This window comes from Enterobacter sp. Ap-1006 (genome assembly GCF_011752835.1).
Classification (GTDB): domain Bacteria; phylum Pseudomonadota; class Gammaproteobacteria; order Enterobacterales; family Enterobacteriaceae; genus Cedecea.
This window is the reverse complement of record NZ_VWWU01000003.1, coordinates 456789-474422: the sequence shown is the minus strand read 5'-3', so window position 1 is coordinate 474422 and position 17634 is coordinate 456789. Positions and strand designations below refer to the sequence as shown.

The window sequence follows — 17634 nt, the reverse complement described above, 5'->3', positions numbered from 1 at the left end:
GCTCTTGGATCGCAGAAAAATTATTCTGCTCTCTCCTTAAGAACTGCCTCTTAGTCAAAAATCTCTGCGATTATGTAGGAGCGGCGAATATTCCGTTCACTTCCAGTTCTGTTTTTTATGTCACCACTGAACTCGTGAACGGCTCGGGGGAGTCACCGTCACTCCCCCGAGACCCCGGACTCCCGGCCAAATAAATCGACCGCGTGAGCGGCAGACCTCCGTTTTATCTCCCAGTCCTGGGTCGGCTGAGACGCGTTCCCGACGCTCTCAGCCTCCAGCCGTTCCCGACGTCCGGACCCTGGCCAGTCGGAGAGAAAACGGAGGCGATTTAAGCCGGAACCATGCCTCGCTTTACGACTAACATTTTCCTCAGCCACAAAGTCGCTGGTTGTTTTACCCTCACCCTAACCCTCTCCCTAAAAGGGAGAGGGAATAAAAAAATGTCTCCCCTCACATGTTTTCTCCCTCGCCCCTTTGGGGAGAGGGCCGGGGTGAGGGGCAGAATTGTTCACTAATATTTAGGTGATAGCCGGTGGGTTTGCTGCTTAGCGTTTCTGAACATGCGGGGAAAAAAGATCTATAGGTGAACGGAATAACTGCAGAATGACAGATATCTCCTGGAAGATTCACAAGTAAAATGTGGTTAAGAAAGAACCCAGAGTAAGGGAAAATCGTCCCCGTTACTCCTCAAACTCAATCGTCTCGCCCTTAAGGCGGCCCTCGAGCTTGCGCAGCAGGCGGTAAATAGCGGCCACCGCTTTTAGCGTGTCGCGCGGAATATAGGCGCCTTCTTCAGTGGTGCGGTAAAGATTGCGGGTAAGCCAGACGTAGCGCACCACCGGGATATTGGCGGCGTGCGCCAGTTTAATCAGCGCTTTGGCATCTTCGTCCTGCGCTTTAAACAACAGCACCGGCAGCGGCGTTTCGTCCGGGAGATAGCGCAGCCCTACGGCATAGTGCGTCGGGTTCACCAGCAGAACGTCGGCTTTTTCCATCTCCTGTGGGGTGACTTTTTTTGCCGGTGCGTTGAGGATTTCGTGGGCGACGTGTTTGCGGTGGCCTTTGGTGTGCGGGTCACCTTCCATCTGCTTGTACTCGTTTTTTACGTCCTCGTGGCTCATACGGTTTTGCTTGAGGAAGAAGTATTTCTGCAGCGCGAAGTCGGCTACCGAAAACACCAGCATCACGCCAACGATGGTGTGGGCGAGAGTTTCCAGAATCGCCACGCCCGCATGCCAGAAGCCGTCCAGCGTGCCGCCTGAAAGGTTGGCCATTTGCGACAGACGGGGTTTGATCAGCAGCCAGAACACCACCGAAAGGGTGATGGCCTTCAGCAGGCTGTTGAGGATCTGGATAAACTGCTTTACCGAAAACATCTCTTTGAATTTATTCAGCGGATTCAGCGCCTCAAGCTTTGGGGCCAGCGCGGCGATGGCAAACAGCGGGCCAAACTGGATCCAGCCTGCGGCAATGCGCAGCAGGATCACGGTGCCCACCGTCATCATAAAAAACACCCCGACGGTCAGCAGCGCGGCACCGCCAACTTCCCCTAACGCCTGGTTGAAAGGGCTGCTGAGGCGCATCAGCGGCAGGAGCATCAGTGCCTGCAGCTTTGCCATGCTGGCCTCCATCATGGAAAAGATCAGCTGCAGGACGCCGAACATGATCAGCAGTTTGGGGATGTCCTGGCTCTGGCTCACCTGGCCTTTTTTGCGGGCCTCCTGAAGTTTATGGGGGCTGGCCTTCTCTGTTTTTTCACTCACGGCTTGGCACCCTCCGAAGCGGCGTTACCAGGTGGTTTGACGGGCGGGCAGAATATCCGCCAGGTGCGGGATCATATCGCGTAGGCCGCTGAACTGGTGGCCGGCGAAATACTCCAGCGTGGGCAGGTAAAAGATAAAGAACAGTAGCCCGGCGATGCACTTTAGCGGTACGGTCAGCACCGTGGCCTGCAGCTGCGGACTGTAGATGCTGAGCACGCCAACGGCAAAATCGAGGAACAGCAGGAGCAGCACCAGCGGGCCAGCGTACAGAATGATATCGATAAACATCTGCTTTACCTGGCCGAGAAACACCAGGAACCCCTGCTCGCGGAAGTCGGGCAGCCAGCTGTCCACCGGCCACAGCCGGTAGCTGTCCCAGATAACCTGGGTGGCGAGGGACAGGCCAAAGTTGACGATCAGCACCATCATCGACCACTGCAAAAGCATATAGCCGAGCGGCGTTTCGTCTGCGCCCAAGGCCGGATTAAGCTGGCCGCCGCTGAGTGCTCCACGCTGGTTATCAAACAGCACGCCCACCGACTCAAACAGCCAGAAGGGTAGCGCCAGCAGGTAGTCAAGAAAAATCCCCAGCACCACTTCTTTCAGCATCATGGCGACAATGCCCCACGGCGTGTGCGGGGCGTGGGTCAACATCGGGACAATAGTCGGCGTGACAAAAAGCGCCAGCGGCACGACAACCGCCGTGCGGATCATGCCTTTCAGGGCAGAGAACGCAAACAGCGGCGTCAGCAGCACGCACGGGTAAATGCGGGCGATTGCCAGCCCCAGCCCCAGCATGCCGTTGAAAATGGGCGTCAGTTCGGCGGCGATCATCGCAGGGTTCCGGACGCGGCCATCATGTTGAAGGCGGACTGCGCCAGCTCCACCATTTGCAGGCCAATCCAGCGGCCGCTCAGCGCCAGCGTGGTACCCACGGCCACCAGCTTGATGGCGAAGGGCAGGGTCTGATCCTGGAGCTGAAACACCGCCTGCAGCAGGGACACCACAATGCCCACCAGCACGGCTACCACCAGCGGCGGCGCGGAGAGCACAACCACCATCAGCACCGCCTGCTTAAACATGTAGATCATGTCCATAACGTCCTCACATATAGCTGTAGAACAGGCCGTCCAGCAGGCGCGTCCAGCCGCTCACCATGACAAAAAGCAGAATTTTGAGCGGCAAAGAGATGGTCATCGGCGACACCATCTGCATCCCCAGCGCCAGCAGCACGTTGGAGACAATCAGGTCCACCACCAGGAAAGGGATAAATATTAAAAAGGCAATTTTGAAGCCGTTTTGCAGCTCGGACAGCACGAATGCCGGGATCAGGATCAGCAGGTTGTCGCGCTGGTGGACGACCTTCTCCGACAGATCTTTCGGCCACATGCGCTGGCTGTTTTCCATCAGGTGTGTTTCAAGGTCCGGGTCGCTGTTGCGCAGCATAAAGTCGGTCAGCGGCTTAATGCCGTACTGCAAGCTGTTCTCTAAGCGCTCGGCGCTGGTGGTATCGAGAGGCTTCTCTTTGAAGCGGGTTTGCATCCCGTCGAATACCGGCGCCATCACGAACAGCGTGGCGGCCAGCGCGATGCCGTAAAGCGCCATGTTGGGCGGCGTTTGCTGCACCCCGATGGCGTTTCGCGTCAGCATCAGCACCATCGAAATCTTGAGAAAGCTGGTGGTGATCATCAGCAGCAGGGGCAGCAGCGAAATGGCCCCCAGCAGGATGGCCAGCGCCAGCGGATTGAATGAGCTGATATTCTCGGCCATCACACGGGTTCCATGGCCGTACCCGTCTGGCGCAGCATGCGGGTGACCTGGAAGCCGAGCGTGCCGTTAATGTCCACCAGTTCACCTTTTGCCAGCAGGCTGTTGCCGTGGCACAGCAGCGCCTCGCCCGGCGTGACGTGCTGAACCAATACCGTTGACCCCGCATCCAATTGCTGGAGTTCGCCGAGCGTCAGCTGTAGGTTGCCGCAGCGGATGGTTAAATCCAGCGACAAGTCGTCGAAACTCCCCCGTGTTGTTTGCCATTCCCCGGCGTGTACCACTTCTTCGCCGTCCTGCTGATCGTCGTACTCCAGGGGGGCGTTCGGGTAAGTCATGGTTAGCTCCTCGCTAAACGTAATGTGTAGTAAGTCTCTGTGAGTGGTTTCGCTCGCCAGTTCCAGGTGAACCTGAAATTGTCGCCTCGCCAGCGGCATAACGCCGTGTCCTTCCGGCGAGAAGAACGTCTCTGAGGGCAAAAGCAAATCTCCGCTAACCAGACGGCGGGCGGCACCGGCGGAAAGCTGGAGCTTGCCAACGGTCAGCGGTAACTGGAGGGGGAGTTCAGGGTTTAGCGGGGCCATCAGCCGCTGCCAGGCCGGATGCTGAGCAAGCCGATGTAGCGTGGCCCAGGAGAGCGACAGCAGCGTGCAGGCCTGGGCTTCGCCGAGAAAAACCTCAAGGCGCAGCGTGATGTCAGGTTTTTGCCGTTCTTCTGCGGGCTGCAGAAACTCAAAGAGTTCGGCCAGTTCAGGGCTGAGCTGTTGACTGAAATAGCGCCAGTACCAGGCATTGTCCTCGGTGGAGACGCCGGGTAGCGCCGGGCAATCGGCCAGCAGCCCCAGCACCGGCAGCGGGTCGCTAAAAAGCAGCGTGCCAGCCGCGCAGTGAAAAGCTTCACCCGGCATATCTGGCTGGATCAGCGCTCGGGAGGGCAGGAGGCGAAGTTCTCCGGCTATTGCTTCCCGGAAGAAAGGGAGCCGCCAGCCGCTGCCGGTCCAGCGCCGCAGGCGGGCTTCGTCCGGTGACTGAGCGGCAAGCGCCAGGCGTTTCATACCGCCTCCCGCCGCTTAAAGCGCAGGCGAACTTTTTTCCCCAGACGGCCGCTGAGCGAGCCTTGTCCATCCTGTTCAAAGCCACGAACTTTGTCCCAGACCTCGGCGGAAAAGCCGAGGGCAATATCCAGCCCATCGCCATTGGCCGGGGTAACCTGCGCCACCACTTCGCCTAAATCCGGCAGCAGCAGGCTAAAGCGGGCGGGCAGGCTTTCCTGCTGTTCAATGCCCTGTATCAGGTGCGATTCCAGCATCGCCCGCAGGGCGGAAGACGGGGGTTCACTGGCCTGCTGCGGCTGTTCCGTGCCGCCGAGCGAGCCATCAAACAGGTTAAGCGCCAGAATGGGCATCACCGGGTCGGGCTCATCGTCAGACAGGAGATCGCTGAACTCTTTTTCATCCCGCGACAGCTTCTGGCGATCGCTGGCCCGGCCGGACGAGGACGTGCTGCGAGCGGGCATCTGCGGCATGAAGGGCGTGTTATTCCCCGGCGTGCGCGGTGCACGAGGCGCAGGTGTTTGCGGGGCGTTCTCCTGCTGGTGGTGTGGCTGCGGGGCAGGATGAGCCTGCTGCCAAAGTTTCGGCTGCGGGTGAGCGTTTTTTAGCGCGTGGTGAATCATAAAGCGTTCCCCTGATTTTGGTTGAGCAAATACTCCATTTTTTCGATGTCCCGCTGGCAGCGCTGTACGGCTGACTGCGCGGCGGTCAGCCGCCCCTGCTGTTGCTGCACCTCTTCCTGTAGCTGGTGCGTGTGCTGAATTTGTTGAATCACGCCCGCGCGGCTGGATTTCTCAACGTCCAGCGTCTCACGCAGGTCGTTAAGCGGCTGCGTGACGCCCGCGTGCTGCGGCACGAAATTATTGCGCAGCTGCAAATAGCCGATTTTCTGCTCTGCCAGCTGCTGCTTGCCCTCTTCGACGGCCTGCCGGCAGCGCCGGAGCTGCTGCTCATGCTGGCGCTGCTCGCTTTCACAGCGGCGTAAGCGTCGCCGCCGGATGGGCAGTAAGAGCGTCAGCACTTGTTCCAGAGCAACTTGCTGCGGGTCCGGTGAAAGCGGCGTTTCCGCCTCGCTATAACGGCGCATAAGCAATCACCTCCTGTAGCTGCTGGCGGGTGTCGACGAAGTCGCTCGGGGCGTGGTTGGCCTGGCGTAAAAACGCGTTGATGGCCGACTGAGATTGCACTGCGGCGTCGGTCATCGGGTCATTTCCCGGCTGGTATTCCCCGAGGCGGATCAGCATTTCGACCTGCTGGTAAGCCGACATCATCTGGCGCAGCGTGCTGGCTTCGGCAATGTGTTCCCGTGGGACGACGTTGCTCATGGTTCGGCTCAGGCTGGCCAGCACGTCCACGGCAGGATAGTGCCCGCGCTCCGCCAGGCGGCGGGTCAAAACGATGTGGCCGTCTATCAGCGAGCGGACTTCGTCGGCCACGGGATCGTTCATCGAGTCCTGTTCGATCAGCACCGAATAAAGGGCGGTGATGGAGCCGCGTGAGGTTTTCCCGGCGCGCTCGAGCAGCCCTGGCAGCAGGGTATAGACCGACGGCGGCAGTCCGCCCCGGCCCGGAGGTTCGCCGAGCGCCAGGCCAATTTCACGCTGGGCGCGGGCAAATCGCGTCAGCGAGTCGATAATCAGCAGGACGTTTTTGCCTTTGTTACGGAACGCTTCGGCAATGGCCGTGGCGGTAAACGCCGCGCGGGCGCGTTCCATGCTGCTGCGGTCAGAGGTGGAGCACACCAGGACGGTGCGTGAGCGCAGTTCGGCATCCAGCTCGTGGTCGAGGAATTCGCGGAGTTCGCGGCCACGTTCGCCAATCAGGCCAAACACAATGGCATCGCAAGGCGTGTTGCGCGCCATTTCAGCGAGCAGGGTCGTTTTGCCGCAGCCAGCCCCGGCGAAGACGCCCACCCGCTGGCCCACTCCAATCGTCAGCACGCCGTCAATGGAGCGAATGCCCGTCGGTAGCGGAGTATCAATGCGCGGCCTGTCGGTCGGCGGTGGCGCATCGCCAAGCACGCCCCGGGCGTCCGGTGTTTCGCTGGCCAGCGCAAAAGCCGACAGGCTGTCTTCGTCGATGGCGCGGCCAAAGCCGTCCAGCACGCTGCCAAATAAGCTGTCCGACACGCTAATAGAATGGGGCTGAAACAGCGGCGTGACGCGAGCGCCCTGGGCGATGCCGTCCAGCGGCCCCAGCGCGGAAAGCAAAGTGTGGCGGGGGTTAAAGCCGACCACTTCGGCCATCACTTCGGTATCGCCGCTGCGGCTGATAAGACACAGGTCGCCGATGCGCGCCTGCGGCAAGCTGCTTTCCAGCAGAATGCCGCTGATGCCGGTGATGCGCCCGTAGGCGCTGACGGCGGAAAGCTGGCTCAGGCTGCTATGGCGCTGGGCAAACCAGGCGTTGAGGTCGGACTGATAGTGCCCCATCACCATTTCACCGCGATGTTTTCTTTGCCGCCAAACTGCACGCTGTCGCCGGTAATGCCGGTCAGGCGCAGGCCGTTACGTTCGTCCCCGACAAACAGGCGCTGTCCGTCCTCGGTCACGATGTTGGCGTGCGGCCCGGCGGTAATTTGCACGATGTGGAAGGGCAGCACGGCCTCGCGCACTTTGGTTTGGTTTGTGAGCGCCACCTTGAGCTGATAATCGCTGCGGATGCTGTCCACCATGCGGCTGACAATCGGCAGCTGGTTTTCCTGCAAATCCCCGGTGAGCGTAATCCCCTGCGGCGTGCTGGTCAGCTGCACTTTGTTATAGAGCTCCCGCTCGCGCAGATCCTGTTCCACCAGGCTGCGCAGTTCGTTGCTATTGGTAATCGCCGGTTTAATTTGCGGCTCATCGTCGCTGTTTTGCTGGGCGATGCCGGGCTGAAGCACCCAGCTGAAGATGGTGAAGGTCAGCAGCATCAGGCTGGACAAGGTGAAGATTTGCGCCCAGCGGGGCAGGATCCTTGCCAGCAGCGAACGACGTGCGGCAGGAGCCGGTTTGCTTTGTGTCCCGCCGACGGGTTCGCGTATAGCTGATTCTGGCTGACTCGGGCTGACAGCAGGCAACGGCGGTGGCGGGCGGTTATCCCATTCGTCGTCAGCGGCGGCAAGCGTCAGCCAGACGCCGCCGACGGCGAAGATTTCACCGGGCTGCCAGAGCTGTTGGGCGCTCAGGCGTTCGCCGTGGCGGTGGCAAACGGTGCCTTCCATCGGCGTGAGCATCCAGCCTTCGGCGCTGCGGCTTAGCAGGGCGTGGCTGGCTTTAATACCGCCATCGTTGAGCTGCAAATCGCTTTCGGCGGCGTTGCCCAACTGCCAGCGTTCGCCGCTTAACGGCAGAGCCGCGCCTTCATGTAATCCGTTTAATACTCTCAGCTCATACATGGCAGCACCCTTTATGCAGTGAAGGCGTCAAGCGCGTTTTCGTGAATATCAATGCGCCCCAGCACGTTGACCGGCAGGTTAAATTGCAGCTCGGCGAAGGACAGCACCGGGACGTGATGGAATTCGTCCTGGATAAGCAGGCGCAGCGGGCTACGTAAATCCTGGGCGGACAGCAGCACGCTGGTTTGCCGCTGGAACAGGGGGAACACTTCCCGGAGCTGGTCCAGCAGCAGGGCGTGTTTGTCCTGGCTAAGGGCGAAGAAGGTTTCGTTCTGCGTCTGGCGCAGGCTGTCGCGCAGGATCTCTTCGGTTTCCGGTGTCAGCAGCCAAACCTGTATCCCGCCGTCGTGGCTGTACTGATGGCAAATGTGTTCTTTGATGTCGATGCGAACCTGGTCGACCAGCAGGCCCACATCGCGCTCGTGCTGGCCGTGCACAATCAGCGATTCGGTGATGCTGCGCACCGAACGCAGCGAAATTCGTTCGGCCACCAGGCGCTGCAGCACGGCGCTCAGACGGGTGATCGGGAAGATGCGCTGGAATTCCTGTGCCAGCTCCGGCAGATCCATCTCCAGCCACGAGATAATGGCGCGGGTCTCCTGCAGGCCGATAAAGCGCGGGCCGCTGGCAAAGAGCGCTTCTTCCATGCGGGCCAGCAGCAGCTGGTGCGAACTCCAGGACTCCATCTGGAATTTATCCAGCAGAGGATCGTTTTCTTCCAGCCACGCCCAGCCTTTTTCCTGCGGATAGGTTTCCGTGCTGAGTTCTGTCCCGGTCTCTTCCTGGGCCAGCAGGCGGTAGTCCAGCGCCCGTTTGCTGGAGGTAAAGGTGCCAATCACTTTCGGCACTTCGTACACCAGAAAACGAAATTCATCGTCAGGCTGGTACGGCGAGAAATCGATGTTGAAGACCGGCAGCGTGAAGCCGTACTGGTTCACGATGCGGTTACGCAGGCGGCGAATATCTTCGATAAGCGCCATGGCCGCCGGGTCACCGGCGCGAGCCGACGAGAAGCTGAGGACAAACAGGCGGCTGGGGTTGAAGGTACGAATGTCTTCTTCGCCGTTGGCTTCCGGGGCGACAATTTCGCCGCCGGTGGTGGTGGCCGCCGCGCGTTTGGCACGCCACAGCTGAAACAGCCCCGAGCCCAGAGTGATTATCCCGAGCACGATAAATACCGCCGTGGGCATGCCCGGCAGCAGGCTGAAGCAGAACATGCCGATGGCGGACATGATCCAGGCCTTGGGCTGGTTGGTTAGCTGGTCGCTGATTTCTCGGCCAATGTTGTTGTTGGGAATGTCTTCGTTCGCCGACACGCGGGTGATCATCATCCCGGCGGTCAGGGAAATAAGCATCGCCGGGATCTGGTCAATCAGGCCGTCGCCGATGGTCAGAATGGAGTAGACATTGGCGGCGTCGCCTGCGGCCATGCCCAGCTGCAGCACGCCAATACAGAAGCCGCCCACCATGTTGATGCTGAGGATCACGATCCCGGCAATGGCATCGCCTTTGACGAACTTCATGGCGCCGTCCATTGCCCCGAAAAGCTGGCTCTCTTTCGCCAGATCTTCACGTTTGCTTTTGGCCTGCTGGACGTTAATCAGCCCGGCGCGCAGGTCGCTGTCGATAGACATCTGCTTGCCCGGCATGGCATCGAGGGTAAAGCGGGCGGCCACTTCGGCGATGCGCTCTGAGCCTTTGGTGATCACCAGGAAGTTCACCACCGTCAGGATCAGGAACACCACCAGCCCCACCGCCAGGTTGCCGCCGACCACAAAGTTGCCGAAGGCGGTGACGATATGCCCGGCGTTTTGCTGCAGCAGGATCTGGCGCGTGGTGGAGATAGACAGCCCGAGGCGGAACATGGTGGTCAGCAGCAGTACCGCCGGGAAGGTGGTGAACGCCAGCGGTTTGGGCAGGTACATCGCCGTCATGATAAGCAGGCACGACACGCTGATGTTGACCGCAATCAGGACGTCAATCAACCCCAGCGGCAGCGGGATGATCAGCATGAACACCACCGCCAACGCGATGAAAGCCCCGACGACTTCGGAGCGTTGCATGGCGGTTATTGCCAGCCGGTTAAGAAGGTTAAACAAAGCGTTCATGGGCTATTAAATCCTGGTAAAGTCCGTTTACTGCGCCAGCTGGCTGCGTTTTTCCCACGCGGCGTATTCGCCGTTGAGGGTGCGGAGCAGAAGCAGGGCGTTGCTGCGGGTTTCATCGTTCCCGCCCCAAATTTTCTCCGGCAGCGCCTGGAGCAGCGTCAGCAGTCCGTTGAAAAAGAGCGACTGCTGCAGGGGTTTTTCGCCCACCACCTGCAGCCCAAGCTGGGTCAGGTCGCGGGAATAGAAGCCGTTGCGGCACATGCTGAGCAAGGAGCGAGTCATGACATCTGCCCCCATCGTGACGTGGGAATATTTGCTCTTCAGGCGGTCGAGGAACTGGGCGACTTCCGACAGCGTGTGCGTAATGGCGCGGGTGTCGTTCAGCCCGGAAAGCAGGCGGCGCAGGGCCGTCGGCGGGGCTGATGGGGCCAGGGCGGCGATGTCATCGGAAAGCGCGCGCTGCAGCGTACGTAATGCGGGCACGAAGCCATCGACGCCAAACTTGTCCAGCAGCACGTCCATGATGTTGTCGGCAGACTGCTGGTTGATCACGCCGCTGTAATAGAGCTTGCGCATTTCGCGCTTCTGCGCCGGATCGCTGCTGAAGGCGGCAATTGCCGGGGCGGTATTCACCCCGGCGTTAATTTTTTCCGGGTGCTGCTGCTGCAGGTCGGCAAGCATTTGCTCGACGCGTGCCGCCAGCGCCGGGTTGCTACCGTTGCGCAGGCGCATGGCCATCAGGCTGAGGGTGACAAACGCGGAGGCCGGGTCGTGATTGGCCTGTTCGAGCAAATCATCCAGCGTCGGGGTCTTCCCGTCGCCACCCGACAGCATTCGTTCAAAAGCCGATTCCTGCTCGGCCTGCTCTTTCCCCGACGGGCTTTCTAGCAGTTTCCCCAGCTCTACAAGGTGAGTGACCTTGATTGCCGCCACGGAGATACGGCGCAGCTGGGTGGCCTGCGTGCGCTGTTCCTCATGTTTGATTTTCTGTTCGATGCTTTCCGCAAAAGTTGACGCCATCGACTCCTGAGCGGCCCCGGGCCGCTGCGGCGCGGGCGCTGCACGAGTAGCGGACGAGGAACTGCTCGCCGCGCTCTTATCGTTATTAGTGTCGCTGATTAACTCATCGACCAGGGCGTCCGCCTGTTCGGTTTCAAGACGCAGATTGTGGTGATGGTGGTGCTGGGGGATTCTCATGTTCATTGCGGTGTGCCTTACCCAATTCGCCTGTCAGTGTGTGGGCTAAGGCCTGGGGCGGTTCCCCGACAAATAAAAAATTTCCGCCGCTGGGGATGTGTAAAAAGTTGCACAAACCCGTTTTCGGGCTGTGTGTGTTTTTGCTCATATTTATCTGATTAATAAAAATTAATTGTTATTAATCAATGTGTTGTATTGATATTTTTCGCTGGCACGGCGCTTGCTATAGGACGAACTCCTGAATCTATTCCATAAAAAGGTGTTCACTATGTCAGCAATGTTTGATTTCGAATCACAGGTTTTCCCGGATGCGCAGGCTGCTTTTGAGTCCAACGTTGTGCAGGGCGAGTTTCCGGTGGTTAACTGGGAGCGCGTGATGCGCGACAACGAACAGCGGCTGTACAATTTTATTCGTAAACGCGTGGCAAATTTTGCCGATATAGAAGACCTGGTGCAGAACACCTGGTATGAGGTGATCCGTAACAAGCACAAGTTTTGCGGCACGTCGCGCCCGGAAACCTGGATGTTCGGGATTGCGGTAAACCTGGTGAAAAATCACTATAAATCCGTCAAAGTGAGCTACCTGCACGATGAGTTAAACGATGATGTGCTCGGTACGCTGCTGCATTCGGAGCAGCCGGAAGGGGTGACTGAGGGTAAGGACATCCTGTCGAAAGTGTTGCAGCGCATTGCGCAACTCCCTGAAGATTATCAGCAATTATTACAGCTGATCGTTGATCACGATATCAGTTACCAGGAAGCGGCTGACCGGATGACTATTCCTATCGGCACCGTGCGTTCCCGTCTTTCCCGTCTCCGACAGTCTTTGAAACAGGATCTGGGGTGGGACAGCCTGAACTGAGCGAGCGGTGCTTCGTTACTCCCTGAACGAGAAGAATCACACTCTATGAAACAAGACGGCGGGCCGCACCCACGGCCCAATGATACTCAGGCATTGCTGAGCGCCGCTTTCAATAGCATGCGCGAGCTGGTTTTCATTGTTGACAGGGATTTCAATATTGTTTTTGCCAACCACAAGGCGATCAGTCTTTGCCTGCCGGAAGGCGCCGGCCAGGCAAGGGCCGGGCATCTGGTGGGTGAAAATATTTTTACCCGGCTGCGGGGCTATGGCGATCTGCCGCTGCTGGCGGTGGTTGAGCAGCAGCTGGATCGGCCAGAACATTCGCCTTACGGCGATAAAATTAACGCCCGGTTTCAGACGGCAACGCAGGCTATTCCGGTCGAGGTTTGCCCGAGCCGCTTCGAGTTTCAGCGGCAGAACTGGGTGATGATGGTGGTGTGCGATACCCGCTATCGCAATGATATTCATCGTTTTTACTACGATCGTGAAAACGAACTTCGCGACATTCTGGACAATATGCCGGACGCGATTCTGCGCGTGGACAGTGAACAGCGGCTGCTCTATGCCAACGAAACGGCGCTGCAGTGCATGCCCAAGAGCGCGGCGGCCATCGGGCTGAAGATCAACTCGCTTATCGGGGATTCGACGCTGATGGAGCAGATCAGCTGGTCGCTGCAGCTGGTGCTGAGTAAGCATATTCAGCTGGAGGCCGTGCTGCACGGCATGCGATCCGACCTGCGGGTGTCGAGAATCTACCAGGCGCGTTTTATTCCTGAATTTACCCAGCAGCAGACGCTGAAATCCGTACTGGTGATCGCTCGTCCCGCTTCCCGGCAATATTTTGCCGAACAGCAGGTGCGGCAGACTCACGAACAGCTGCGGCAGATGACCCAAAAGCTGCAAAGCAGCGTCGAAAACGAGCGCAAGCATATGGCGCGGGAAATCCATGATGAGCTGGGCCAGCACCTGACCTCGCTGCGGGTGGGGATTTCGCTGTTGGGCCAGAATCATCCTGCGCTGCAGCATGAAGTTGAACCTTTGACGCAGCTGGTGGATGGCACCATCAAAGTGGTGCGCGATATCGCCACCCAACTGCGCCCGGCGGTGCTGAACATGGGGCTGAAACCCGCGCTTATCTGGCTGCGGGACCAGTTCAACAAGCACCGTTCCGGCGTGTGTACGCTGACGATTCAGCCGCTGCCGGTGTCGCTGTGTGACGATGAGGTCACCGCAATTTTTCGCGTGGTGCAGGAGTCGCTCACCAATGTGCAGCGGCATGCCAAAGCGCGGGAAGTGGAGGTGAAGGTGCTCACAAAGGGCAAAGTCGTGCTGATTTGTATCAATGATGACGGGCAGGGATTTGATCCCGGCCAGGTCTCCGACGGGGCCTTTGGGTTATTGAGTATGCGCGAACGCTGCATGATGAAAGGCTGGACGTTTAACATCCACAGCACGCCGGGCAAAGGGAGCTGCGTGCATATCGAGATCCCTTATGCCCTGCCGGCTCCGGCTAAAGTTTATGATAGCGAATAGCAAACTTGATGATGTCGGCGTTGTTGTCGAACTGCATTTTTTCCATCATCCGGGTCTTGTGGGTACTGACCGTTTTGTTGCTGATGCTTAGGGTTTCTGCGATGCCATTGATGTTTTCGCCGCTGCTCAGCAGGCGAAGGATCTGCTTCTCGCGCTGGGATAGCGTGGCGTAGCGGCGAAGCTGGTCGTTTTCCTGGGTTGAAAAGACAATGGCTTCCGCCAGGGAGGGATCAATATAGCGCTGGCGGGAGGCGACGCGATGGATGGCGTGCAGCAGCGTTTGCGGGGCCTGGTCTTTAGTAATGAAGCCGTGGGCGCCGCTGGCGAGGACCATTTGGGCGATTTGCGGCTCGTTGTGCATGCTCAGCACCAGCACCGGCAGCATCGGCCACAGGCGGGTGATTTGCTGCACCAGCTCCGGCCCGGAGTCGCCGGGCATGGAGAGATCCAGTAGCAGGACATCGACGTCAATTTCCGTCAGCAGCGACAGCACCGTTTTGCCGCAGCCCGCTTCCGCTACCACTTTAATTTTCTTATCCAGTGAAAAAATCTGTTTCAGGCCCTCGCGCATCAAAATGTGATCGTCCGCGAGGAGGAGTCTGATTGCCATACCGTCTGTCATCCATAATTTATAGTTATTAAATCGTTCTTTTTTATAAGAATAATCATCGCGCACGAATTGCAAAGACGCGTGTTAAATGAACATAGCAGCCTCGCTGCGGCGAATCTAGCTTTGCCGGGGGCGATAAGGTTGCAGCTTGTTACAAGTTCCCCCTGGAACCCACTTCGCCTGCCGCTCACTCACGCCCCATGTTCCTGACCGAGACAGGTGAAATCATGGTGATTGCCGAGCAGCTCTACCACAAACTCCAGCCGCTGTTTAAACAGCTGAATGCGCCTGGCATGGTGTACAACGCCCAGGGCTACTACTCGTTAACCCTCGATGGCGGCCAGCAGGTTTTCCTGGAGCTGACGGAAAACCTGACGCTGGCGATGATGGGCCTGCTGGCGCTGCCGGACAATCCCGGCGAGGCGCTGCTTCTCGAGCTGTTACAGGCCAACCTGAACATTGACCAGCAGCCAGCCATCACCGTTGCTGCCGATAAAGAGCGTGCGCAGCTGGTGGTCTGGGCGGCGTTACCCCTGGACGAGCTGCATCTCGACACGCTGCTGCCTTTGTTGGAGCGGTTGAGCTGGACGCTGTCGGTGATTGACCGCTGGTGCCAGTCTGCCGCGCCGCGTGAGCGCCAGGCTGCACCGGAGACAGAAAAAGATCGGCTTCAGCGCCGCCAGATTGAAGCGCTGATGCTGCGACGTTAACGTCCAACCAGGGGAAAAAGATGAGTACGATTTCTGCCAGCCATGTGGCGCCACATATCGCCATTGAATATCACCGCCCGGAAGACTATCTCGCTGCCGAAAGCGCTTTGCATAAGCTGCTCAGTCGGCCCAATGGCCGAAGCCTGGTGGGCGAACTGCGTAACCTCAGTACCCAGGGCCGGTACGTTAAGGTGAAAGTCACGGCGATGGCGAATACGGTTGCCCGCCCGGTGCTGACCGACTCTCAGGTCCGCCGGTTTCACCTCTCCGGCAGCGAGTACGATAAAGCGCACAATAAAAAAGCGACGCAATTAGCGCAAAAACAGCCGCTCGGCAAAAAAGGCGAGGGGACCAGCGTCAGCGTCGACTGGAACCCGCGGCAGTCCGTGGCTATCGACGCTCATGGCCGCCCAAGCCTGCTGGACGATCCCTCGCTGGCTTTTGTGTCGCTTGCCCATGAGCTGGTTCACGGCTATCGCATGATGAAAGGGACCTACACCGGAGGGACTTCCGACCGCTACGATACGGGCTCGCCGGCCGGGCAGGAGGAATCCCGCGCGGTGGGCATCGGCAAGTATGCGGGGGAAGCTCTGTCCGAAAACGGTATTCGCCATGAGCACGGCCTGCCGCTGCGCGGGCAGTACGCCGCAGGGTAAATTCTTCCGCAGCAGGAACCACCGCGCCGCTCTCCCCACATAACCTGTTGACGCAACAACTAAAGTGGGGAGATATCATGCCGTTAAACAACGTTGATACCAGCCTGCGGGTCGATCCTGGCCTGATAAGCGGTAACTCAAACCGACGGGTTTCCATGCGCCTCGCGCTGGAGCCTAATAATACTCAGCATTTCGATTGCACCGTGAACGTGTCGTCGCGCCGGGCTGACGCGCTCTATTACGCCAATAAGGCAATAGATGATACCTGGCGCATTCTGGACATGGGGTCGGGTAACCAAAAGAACCATGTTCGCGCCACGATGGCCGAATCCTATAAGCGAACGCTTCTGTCGCAGAAGGAAACGGGCAACGGGGACTACACCGTGCGCGCCTGGGAGGCCTCTAAGTTTCGAGCGGGAAACTGCGGCGAAATGGCGGCGGTGAATGCGCTACTGCTGGCGAACTCCCGCGTCAAACAGCCGGTTTCCGTGGTGCATAACCGCGATGTCGACCACGCTTTTGTGATCATCGGCGATCCGCGGGAGAACGGACGGTCTGTGGTGTCCGATCCCTGGCCGGAATTTGGCCGAGCCATGCGGATAGAAGACGCGAAATTCGGCGACAGTTACCACGTACTGCATACGTATCCTGTTGGCCATCGGGACGATGATGTCCGCGAGAAGCTGCTGCGTGGCGAGAAAGCGACGCAGGCGGAAGTGGATAAAGCGTTCCGCAAGGCCGCGCCAAAACTCGCGAAGCTAAGCCCTGAAAAGCTGCGGGACTCGGTGGTGGCGGGGCCAGGATACGTGCAGCGGCACGCCTCCAACAACCTGGGTATTCAGTACGATGGCACCGACAGCCGGGGCGTTGTGCAACATTTTGACCAGACGCTGTCCGTCGGGCAGATGCGCTCCCGAATGATCGGGCCTCAGGCTGCGGTAGATGCGCAGCAGCGTGGGACACCTGCGCCAACGTTCACCAGTAACGATCGGCCTCGTCAGCGCACGGAATCGTTCGCCGCGGAATCTTCTTCCCGTGGCCGCCGTCCGAGAACGGCATCCAATGCGGTTCCTCCCGCAGCCCCTCGTCGCCGGGCAAACTCCGTCGATATTCGTCCGGCCCCGATGCCTGGTTATGCCCCACTGCCTCCCGCGCCTGGAGGGATGTACAGCACGGTTCCGCTGCCGGGTCATGCCCCCGCATTCAACTACGGCCCGCCGCCAGCGGCTGCACCGGTTTACAGCTACGGCCCACCGCCAGCTGCAGCGCCGGTTTACAGCTATGGCCCGCCGCCGGTGCACGCCCATGCGCCCATGCACGCGATGGCAAGCCGACCAATTTACCGTGAGCCGCCGGTCATTCCGCCTGATGTCTACGGCACTGCACCAGCCCCGGCCCGAACCCGGCCTCGATCTAACTCAGTCACTGCCGCTTTCCGGCGAATCATAGGTAACTAACGATGCCCACACCTTCAAAACTAGCGCAAATTTTGCAGCCGCTGTTGACCGATGAGCTGGGGCAAAGAGTCGAGCTTGAGAACGCAGAAGGCTATTCCGTTGAGCTTGGCGAGGGCGTGACGCTGGAGATCAGCGAATCGCCGGTTGGGCACCTGCTGCTGAGCTGCATGCTGCCCGTTCAGCCCACCCGGCTGAGCGATACCGACACGCTGACGGTGCTGCTGCAGGCTAATCTGCTGGGGATGGATTATCCCCCGGTGCTCACCGGGCTGCTGCCCGACCAGCAGCAGGTTGTGCAGTGGAGCAGTCTGCCGTTCCATCAGTTGGAGCCGGAAGTGCTCAAGCGGCTGTTTAACCGCTTTGCGCAGCAGGCCGAAAAGCTGGCCGCGTGGCTGGTTTAACCGCGATCCTCACGTTTTAGCCGCCTCCGTGCGGTTAAAACGGTTTTCTGAATGAACCTCCCGGAAGAGGCAAAAAACGGCAGGGTCAGGGGAGTAAAAGTAAAACAAATAGTGGCTGTTTATACAGTATCTCGTCATAATT

18 protein-coding genes are annotated in these 17634 nt (G+C 59.0%); 6 read left to right on the top strand and 12 right to left on the bottom strand.

Annotated features, from left to right (window positions below):
• Window positions 1-680: 680 nt before the first annotated feature.
• Genes sctU through sctW form a run of 11 tightly spaced genes read right to left on the bottom strand, consistent with a single transcriptional unit; the run spans window position 681 to window position 11269 of the window.
• Window positions 681-1763, bottom strand: coding sequence for a type III secretion system export apparatus subunit SctU (sctU, locus tag F3J28_RS10445; protein ID WP_008460983.1), 1083 nt, complete (start codon window positions 1761-1763; stop codon window positions 681-683).
• Between the two features lie 24 nt (window positions 1764-1787).
• Complete coding sequence (gene sctT / locus F3J28_RS10440) at window positions 1788-2597, bottom strand: type III secretion system export apparatus subunit SctT (protein ID WP_166875604.1); 810 nt, start codon at window positions 2595-2597, stop codon at window positions 1788-1790.
• Window positions 2594-2860: a type III secretion system export apparatus subunit SctS gene (sctS, locus tag F3J28_RS10435; protein ID WP_039291380.1), complete on the bottom strand. Its 267-nt coding sequence runs from the start codon at window positions 2858-2860 to the stop codon at window positions 2594-2596. Before sctS ends, sctT begins: the two co-directional genes overlap by 4 nt.
• Before the next feature lie 7 nt (window positions 2861-2867).
• Window positions 2868-3533, bottom strand: coding sequence for a type III secretion system export apparatus subunit SctR (sctR, locus tag F3J28_RS10430; protein WP_008460987.1), 666 nt, complete (start codon window positions 3531-3533; stop codon window positions 2868-2870).
• Complete coding sequence (locus F3J28_RS10425) at window positions 3533-4585, bottom strand: FliM/FliN family flagellar motor switch protein (RefSeq protein WP_166875601.1); 1053 nt, start codon at window positions 4583-4585, stop codon at window positions 3533-3535. The genes sctR and F3J28_RS10425 overlap by 1 nt, the downstream gene beginning before the upstream one ends.
• The gene (locus F3J28_RS10420; protein ID WP_166875598.1) at window positions 4582-5205 is read right to left on the bottom strand and encodes a type III secretion system HrpP C-terminal domain-containing protein; all 624 of its coding nucleotides are present in this window, start codon (window positions 5203-5205) and stop codon (window positions 4582-4584) included. Before F3J28_RS10420 ends, F3J28_RS10425 begins: the two co-directional genes overlap by 4 nt.
• Window positions 5202-5669, bottom strand: a complete 468-nt coding sequence (locus F3J28_RS10415; protein ID WP_166875597.1) for a type III secretion protein — start codon at window positions 5667-5669, stop codon at window positions 5202-5204. The genes F3J28_RS10420 and F3J28_RS10415 overlap by 4 nt, the downstream gene beginning before the upstream one ends.
• Window positions 5656-7020 (bottom strand): type III secretion system ATPase SctN, encoded by a 1365-nt coding sequence (gene sctN / locus F3J28_RS10410; RefSeq protein WP_205247154.1) that lies wholly within the window; start codon window positions 7018-7020, stop codon window positions 5656-5658. The genes F3J28_RS10415 and sctN overlap by 14 nt, the downstream gene beginning before the upstream one ends.
• Window positions 7014-7958, bottom strand: a complete 945-nt coding sequence (locus F3J28_RS10405; protein ID WP_166875591.1) for an FHA domain-containing protein — start codon at window positions 7956-7958, stop codon at window positions 7014-7016. The genes sctN and F3J28_RS10405 overlap by 7 nt, the downstream gene beginning before the upstream one ends.
• A gap of 11 nt (window positions 7959-7969) precedes the next feature.
• Entirely contained in the window at window positions 7970-10066 is a 2097-nt protein-coding gene (gene sctV / locus F3J28_RS10400; protein ID WP_008460998.1) for a type III secretion system export apparatus subunit SctV, read from the bottom strand.
• Window positions 10067-10093: 27 nt separating this feature from the next.
• Entirely contained in the window at window positions 10094-11269 is a 1176-nt protein-coding gene (gene sctW / locus F3J28_RS10395; RefSeq protein ID WP_166875588.1) for a type III secretion system gatekeeper subunit SctW, read from the bottom strand.
• A 262-nt stretch (window positions 11270-11531) separates the two neighbouring features.
• On the opposite strand from sctW, the gene F3J28_RS10390 reads away from it, so the two are divergent.
• Window positions 11532-12125 (top strand): RNA polymerase sigma factor, encoded by a 594-nt coding sequence (locus F3J28_RS10390; protein ID WP_166875585.1) that lies wholly within the window; start codon window positions 11532-11534, stop codon window positions 12123-12125.
• A gap of 45 nt (window positions 12126-12170) precedes the next feature.
• On the top strand, window positions 12171-13658 hold the full coding sequence (locus F3J28_RS10385; protein WP_166875582.1) for a histidine kinase: 1488 nt from the start codon (window positions 12171-12173) through the stop codon (window positions 13656-13658).
• Here F3J28_RS10385 and F3J28_RS10380 read toward each other — a convergent pair.
• Complete coding sequence (locus F3J28_RS10380) at window positions 13636-14268, bottom strand: response regulator (protein ID WP_008461003.1); 633 nt, start codon at window positions 14266-14268, stop codon at window positions 13636-13638. The genes F3J28_RS10385 and F3J28_RS10380 overlap by 23 nt on opposite strands.
• Window positions 14269-14495: 227 nt before the next feature.
• Here F3J28_RS10380 and F3J28_RS10375 point away from each other — a divergent pair, with 227 nt between their 5' ends.
• The 4 genes from F3J28_RS10375 to F3J28_RS10360 all read left to right on the top strand — a co-directional run bounded on the left by F3J28_RS10375 (window position 14496) and on the right by F3J28_RS10360 (window position 17492).
• A complete protein-coding gene (locus F3J28_RS10375; RefSeq protein WP_166875579.1) occupies window positions 14496-14978 on the top strand; it encodes a CesT family type III secretion system chaperone in 483 nt (160 codons plus the stop codon).
• Window positions 14979-14998: 20 nt separating this feature from the next.
• Window positions 14999-15634, top strand: coding sequence for a XopG/HopH/AvrPtoH family type III secretion system effector (xopG, locus tag F3J28_RS10370; RefSeq protein WP_008461005.1), 636 nt, complete (start codon window positions 14999-15001; stop codon window positions 15632-15634).
• A 77-nt stretch (window positions 15635-15711) separates the two neighbouring features.
• Window positions 15712-17091: a hypothetical protein gene (locus tag F3J28_RS10365; protein ID WP_166875576.1), complete on the top strand. Its 1380-nt coding sequence runs from the start codon at window positions 15712-15714 to the stop codon at window positions 17089-17091.
• Between the two features lie 2 nt (window positions 17092-17093).
• Window positions 17094-17492 carry a CesT family type III secretion system chaperone gene (locus F3J28_RS10360; protein ID WP_166875574.1) on the top strand — a complete coding sequence of 133 codons (399 nt, stop codon included), beginning with the start codon at window positions 17094-17096 and terminating at the stop codon, window positions 17490-17492.
• The last annotated feature ends 142 nt before the right edge of the window (window positions 17493-17634 follow it).

What these genes read in the sequence shown, in the direction of transcription:
- sctT (WP_166875604.1), bottom strand. Translation starts at nt 2,597, where the DNA reads ATGATCGCCGCCGAACTGACGCCCATTTTCAACGGCATGCTGGGGCTG.
- sctS (WP_039291380.1), bottom strand. Translation starts at nt 2,860, where the DNA reads ATGGACATGATCTACATGTTTAAGCAGGCGGTGCTGATGGTGGTTGTG.
- sctR (WP_008460987.1), bottom strand. Translation starts at nt 3,533, where the DNA reads ATGGCCGAGAATATCAGCTCATTCAATCCGCTGGCGCTGGCCATCCTG.
- F3J28_RS10425 (WP_166875601.1), bottom strand. Translation starts at nt 4,585, where the DNA reads ATGAAACGCCTGGCGCTTGCCGCTCAGTCACCGGACGAAGCCCGCCTG.
- F3J28_RS10420 (WP_166875598.1), bottom strand. Translation starts at nt 5,205, where the DNA reads ATGATTCACCACGCGCTAAAAAACGCTCACCCGCAGCCGAAACTTTGG.
- F3J28_RS10415 (WP_166875597.1), bottom strand. Translation starts at nt 5,669, where the DNA reads ATGCGCCGTTATAGCGAGGCGGAAACGCCGCTTTCACCGGACCCGCAG.
- sctN (WP_205247154.1), bottom strand. Translation starts at nt 7,020, where the DNA reads ATGGTGATGGGGCACTATCAGTCCGACCTCAACGCCTGGTTTGCCCAG.
- F3J28_RS10405 (WP_166875591.1), bottom strand. Translation starts at nt 7,958, where the DNA reads ATGTATGAGCTGAGAGTATTAAACGGATTACATGAAGGCGCGGCTCTG.
- sctV (WP_008460998.1), bottom strand. Translation starts at nt 10,066, where the DNA reads ATGAACGCTTTGTTTAACCTTCTTAACCGGCTGGCAATAACCGCCATG.
- sctW (WP_166875588.1), bottom strand. Translation starts at nt 11,269, where the DNA reads ATGAACATGAGAATCCCCCAGCACCACCATCACCACAATCTGCGTCTT.
- F3J28_RS10390 (WP_166875585.1), top strand. Translation starts at nt 11,532, where the DNA reads ATGTCAGCAATGTTTGATTTCGAATCACAGGTTTTCCCGGATGCGCAG.
- F3J28_RS10385 (WP_166875582.1), top strand. Translation starts at nt 12,171, where the DNA reads ATGAAACAAGACGGCGGGCCGCACCCACGGCCCAATGATACTCAGGCA.
- F3J28_RS10380 (WP_008461003.1), bottom strand. Translation starts at nt 14,268, where the DNA reads ATGGCAATCAGACTCCTCCTCGCGGACGATCACATTTTGATGCGCGAG.
- F3J28_RS10375 (WP_166875579.1), top strand. Translation starts at nt 14,496, where the DNA reads ATGGTGATTGCCGAGCAGCTCTACCACAAACTCCAGCCGCTGTTTAAA.
- xopG (WP_008461005.1), top strand. Translation starts at nt 14,999, where the DNA reads ATGAGTACGATTTCTGCCAGCCATGTGGCGCCACATATCGCCATTGAA.
- F3J28_RS10365 (WP_166875576.1), top strand. Translation starts at nt 15,712, where the DNA reads ATGCCGTTAAACAACGTTGATACCAGCCTGCGGGTCGATCCTGGCCTG.
- F3J28_RS10360 (WP_166875574.1), top strand. Translation starts at nt 17,094, where the DNA reads ATGCCCACACCTTCAAAACTAGCGCAAATTTTGCAGCCGCTGTTGACC.